Source organism: Sutterella parvirubra YIT 11816 (genome assembly GCF_000250875.1).
GTDB lineage: Bacteria > Pseudomonadota > Gammaproteobacteria > Burkholderiales > Burkholderiaceae_F > Sutterella > Sutterella parvirubra.
In genome coordinates this window covers 23,840-27,088 of sequence record NZ_JH605010.1, presented here as the reverse complement: position 1 = coordinate 27,088, position 3,249 = coordinate 23,840, and the positions used below count along the sequence as shown (strand labels likewise).

Annotated in this window: 4 protein-coding genes; 3 read left to right on the top strand and 1 reads right to left on the bottom strand. The window is 65.0% G+C overall.

Going from position 1 to position 3,249, the window contains the following annotated elements:
- Window positions 1–8 precede the first annotated feature (8 nt).
- Window positions 9–800: a TOBE domain-containing protein gene (locus HMPREF9440_RS08700; protein WP_008543414.1), complete on the bottom strand. Its 792-nt coding sequence runs from the start codon at window positions 798–800 to the stop codon at window positions 9–11.
- Window positions 801–957: 157 nt separating this feature from the next.
- Here HMPREF9440_RS08700 and modA point away from each other — a divergent pair, with 157 nt between their 5' ends.
- From modA to modC, 3 genes are all read left to right on the top strand, one after another.
- Window positions 958–1,713: a molybdate ABC transporter substrate-binding protein gene (modA, locus tag HMPREF9440_RS08695; protein WP_008543413.1), complete on the top strand. Its 756-nt coding sequence runs from the start codon at window positions 958–960 to the stop codon at window positions 1,711–1,713.
- A gap of 199 nt (window positions 1,714–1,912) precedes the next feature.
- On the top strand, window positions 1,913–2,596 hold the full coding sequence (gene modB, locus HMPREF9440_RS08690; protein WP_008543410.1) for a molybdate ABC transporter permease subunit: 684 nt from the start codon (window positions 1,913–1,915) through the stop codon (window positions 2,594–2,596).
- Window positions 2,593–3,249 (top strand): molybdenum ABC transporter ATP-binding protein (gene modC, locus HMPREF9440_RS12230; RefSeq protein WP_008543408.1); only part of this gene is annotated, 657 nt, incomplete at its 3' end. The genes modB and modC, both read left to right, overlap by 4 nt.

Sequence of the window (3,249 nt, the reverse complement as noted above, 5' to 3'; positions counted from 1 at the left end):
CATTTGTCTTAGGAGGCGAGGCCGACGACAATGGCCGACGGGGGAATGCTGGCGACGGCCTTCTGGTTGAGGTGCAGGCCGTGGTTGCCTTTGGCGAACCCGACGACGATGAGTCCGGAGGGAAGACGCAGAGAGCACTCCCCGCCGTGCCCGGCGCGGTCGCTTCGCACGATTTCGCCCACGAGCTGGTTTTCGCGGCGCTTCGAGTCGGTCGACTCCGTGGTCGGAAAGTCCGCGCTGATCGTGACGCCCGTCGCTTTGGTCAAGGCCAGGACGTCCAAGCCTTCATGGAGCCCCAGGAGCTGCGCCGACTCCTTCGTGACGGAGGCGCGCAGCAGGTGCGTCTCGTCGATCTGCAGAATGAGGCGCACGAGGGCCGAGCCCATCTTCATCTTGATGATCTTCGCGGGGAACTGGTTCCGCATCGAGGTGCGCAGCGTGCTCCCGCCGATGTTGCGAAGGCCGGGCGAGCCCGTCAGGCGGAAGCGCGCCAGCACCTCCGCGCGGCTTCGCGCGAGTTCGTCGGCGATTTCGAGCACTTTCATCCCCGTTTCGGTGAGGCGCGTTCCGCCGCCGTTGACGCCGCCCACGACCTTTTCGACCAGGGGTCCGCCCGCGAGGTTCGCGAGCGTCTCGAGCGCCTGCCAGGCGGCCTTGTAGCTCACGCCCGCGCCGCGGGCGGCTTCGGAGATGCTCCCCACGTCGGCGATGCGGCGCAGGATGTCGATGCGCTTGTCGGATTGTTCGTTCAGAAGTCCGGCCAAGACGAGCGGGTCCGCGCGGTCGTGGGTGTCGGTCATGGAAGTCTCTCCCCCGGGAGGGTGGGTCCCTCCGAAAGTCGTATTGCAGAGCGTTTTTACAGGCGTTATTCTTTTAGGGAATAACGAAAGCGTTCCGGCTATTTTACGCACAACGTCCGGAGCGCCCGCAACCCCAAAAACGAGAGGAAAACCCATCATGGAGCTGAAGATCATCGCCGCCGCCCTTTTGGCCGGTGCCGCCATCGGCGTTTCCGCCGCCGAAATCAACGTTGCGGTGGCTGCGAACTTCACCGCCCCCGCGAAGGAACTCGCCGCCGACTATGAAAAGGCGACGGGCGACAAACTCGTGCTCTCCTTTGGTTCCACGGGCAACTTCTATGCGCAGATCAAGAACGGCGCGCCGTTCGACGTGCTGCTCGCCGCCGACGACACGACGCCCGCCAAGGCCGTCAAGGAAGGCTACGGCGTCGAAGGCACGACCTTCACGTACGCCATCGGCAAGCTCGTCCTCTGGTCCTCCGACGCCAACCTCATCAAGGGCGACGCCAAGGTCCTCACGACCGACGCCGTGAAGCACATCGCCGTCGCGAATCCGAAGCTCGCGCCGTACGGCCTCGCCGCCCACGAAACGATGGACAAGCTCGGCATCAAGGCCGCCATCACGCCGAAGATCGTCGAAGGCGACAACATCGGCAAGACCTTCCAGTTCGTGAGCACGGGCAACGCCGAAGCCGGCTTCATCGCCCTTTCGCAGTGCTACAAGGACGGCAAGATGACGAGCGGCTCGGGCTGGATCATCCCGCAGGAGTACTACAACCCGATCGCTCAGGATGCGGTGCTTCTGAAGAAGGGTGAAAAGAACGAAGCCGCCAAGAAGTTCCTGGAATACCTCCGCACGAGCGAAAAGGCCGCTCAGGTCCGCGCCGCCTACGGCTACGACACGGCCAAGTAAGCCGTCGGGTCAACCTTCCGGACGCCCTTCTCTTCCATGAGGGCGTCCGATCTCCTATGGGCGTGACCGCCGCCGCACGGGTCTCCGCGGTTGTCGCGTCGCGCTCTCCCTCGGGGGCGAAGCCTCGGGCAGGGCTTCGCTCCCGAACCTCGTTCGGAACCCCGCGTTTTCACGCGCACCTTGAGAGGGGCTCTACTTCATGATGTTCACAGTCGAAGAACTCCGACCGGTACTCCTCAGCCTGGAGTTGGCCGCAGTCACCACGGTGATCCTTCTTCTGATCGGCGTGCCGCTCGCCTGGTGGCTCGCCAGCGGCGGCGGCCGCCTGCGCGCCTCGGTGGGCGCGATCGTCACGCTGCCGCTCGTTCTTCCTCCGTCCGTCCTGGGCTTTTACGTGCTCGTGGCGCTCGGTCCTTCGGGCCCCATCGGGAACATCACGCAGGCGATGGGCTTGGGCGTGCTCAACTTCAGCTTCACGGGCCTCGTCATCGGCTCGATCATCTACTCGATGCCCTTCATGGTGCAGCCGGTGCAGACGGCCTTTGAAGGGATCGGGCGCCGTCCCGCGGAAGTCGCGGCGACGCTCCGCTGCCGCCCGATCGACGCGTTTCTGAACGTCACGGTGCCCTTGGCCCGTCACGGGATCATCACCGGGACCCTGATGACCTTCGCGCACACGATCGGTGAATTCGGCGTCGTGCTCATGATCGGCGGCAACATCCCCGGCAAGACCCAGGTCGTCTCGACCGAAATCTTCACCTTTGTCGAGGCGATGGAATACGACAAGGCGCACGTCCTCGCAGGCGGCATGCTCGTCTTCAGCTTCATCGTGCTCATGACCCTCAACCTTCTGAATCGCCGTCGCGGAGGTGCCGTCCGATGACCGAACACGTGGTGCGCCTGGCGCTTTCGCGCCGTACGGACTTTTCTTTGGACGTCGACTTCACGCTGCCCGCGTCGGGCTTCACCGTCCTTTTCGGGCCTTCGGGCTGCGGGAAGACGACGGTGCTGCGAGGCGTCGCGGGACTGGAGCGCGCCCACGGGCGCGTCGTCATCGGGGGCGAGGTCTGGCAGGACGACGATGCGGGGGTCTTCATGCCCACGTACTGCCGCAACCTCGGCTACGTCTTTCAAGAAGCGAGCCTCTTTCCGCACTTGAACGTCGAGAAGAACCTGCGCTTCGGGCTCGTGCGCGCGAAGGTCGCCGACGGCGACAAGCGTTTGGCCGAAGCCGTGGAGCTCCTCGGGATCGGGCGCCTCTTGAAGCGCTCGGTCGACGAACTCTCCGGGGGCGAGCGTCAGCGCTGCGCGATCGCGCGTGCGCTTTCGCTTACGCCCGACATCCTCCTCATGGACGAGCCCCTGGCCGCGCTCGACTGGGCGCGAAAGCAGGAGATTCTCCCGTGGTTGGAGCGTCTTCGCGACGAACTCCGGATCCCGATCCTCTACGTGACGCACGCCTCGGGCGAAGCGGCTCGGCTTGCTGACCAAATGGTGCTCATGCGCCAGGGGCGCGTCGCGGCCGTGGGGACGGTG